The sequence below is a fragment of the Algibacter sp. L4_22 genome (assembly GCF_023473045.1).
Classification (GTDB): domain Bacteria; phylum Bacteroidota; class Bacteroidia; order Flavobacteriales; family Flavobacteriaceae; genus Algibacter.
In genome coordinates this window covers 1-1,314 of the sequence record NZ_JAMCOK010000039.1, presented here as the reverse complement: position 1 = coordinate 1,314, position 1,314 = coordinate 1, and the positions used below count along the sequence as shown (strand labels likewise).

The following is a 1,314-nucleotide window of genomic DNA, read 5'->3' as shown; positions in this document are numbered from 1 at the left end:
AAGTCAGATGTTTTGAGCATGAGTAAAATCAGTCGTTCGCAACAGTTGCGTTTTGAATGGTCAGAAGTCGGTTGAGTTAGTTTTTTTAACCACTTTTAAGCTTGTTTATATATTTTTTCGAGATGAGTGAGACATGAATGCCAACGTGTTCGTGTATGGTTAGTTGCGTTGGCTAGCAACTAAATTAGTAAAAGAAAACGAACCAGAGGAAAATCCGCTAGGATTTTCCGAGTACACACAGACCGAGCAATTGATTATACACGTTGTTGTGTGTAGTTTTTTTATTTACTTTTCAATTTTATTATAATTTCCGAGAGTTTTTAAAGCCCACAATGTTTGTATACCAGCCCATTCTAATTTTGTCCCTTCACTAATTCCATACCAAGTGTTCCAACGACCATCATTTTTCTGTCTATTGATTAGTTCTTTTAAATCAGATTCAATAGTCTCTTTAGTAAATAAAGAATATAGAATGCTTTCAAAAGAATGCGCATAATTTAAACTATGAGGTTTTTCATAAAGTCCCCAACCATCATCTGATTTATCTTTGCAAATAACTCCGTCAGCCAATATCCAATTCTTTAATTTGTTAATTGTTTTTTCAGCTTTATCTCGACTTTTAGTATACGTTAAAAACGTTAACCATCTTGGTACACATAAATAGCAAAAAACATGTTTGTCTTTTATCCTTTCAAATTCACTCCAAACAAACTGTTCTGCTTTTTTCATCCAAGGAATATCAATCTTATATTTTTCCAAAATTCCAAGTAGTGGCGCAGTAGTACTTAAAGCAGCCCATTCTTTAACTGTTTTAAAATGTTCTTCACAAGGATAGGTGCTTTTGGGTCTAAACATCCACGGAATTCCACCTTTTTCTGTAGTTATGCTTTCAAAATAAGGCATAAAGTCATTTAGAATGATTTCTTTGTTTAGATAACCAACTTCATCGAGCGTTTCAAGTGCCATAATACTAAAAAGAGGCTGACTTTCTGGTGATGCCGTATCTGGTTCCATTCCGTGCCCAAAACCTCCATCAGAATTTCGGTAGGCATAAACTGCGTGAAAAACACCTTCCGTAGTTCCATTCTCAAAATGAAATTCAAACGAACGCCTTTCTATCATTCTCGCATTTGTCAAGATGAAATCTCTTGCTTTTAAGTAGCTATTTTTTGATAATATCATTCTTTATTCTCGAATGGTTTAAATTACACACAACGTTTACGTATAAGAATAGTGCGTAGTTTGAGTGCGAGGATTTTCCGAAGGAAAATCAGATGCATGCAAACACGCATTTAGTCTTGATTAGGCACTAAA

The 1,314-nt window shown here is 34.4% G+C and carries 1 protein-coding gene; it reads right to left on the bottom strand.

The features are described 5' to 3' along the window. Nucleotides 1-285 precede the first annotated feature (285 nt). Nucleotides 286-1,182, bottom strand: coding sequence for a hypothetical protein (locus M4I23_RS19475; protein WP_249755523.1), 897 nt, complete (start codon nucleotides 1,180-1,182; stop codon nucleotides 286-288). Between the last annotated feature and the right edge of the window lie 132 nt (nucleotides 1,183-1,314).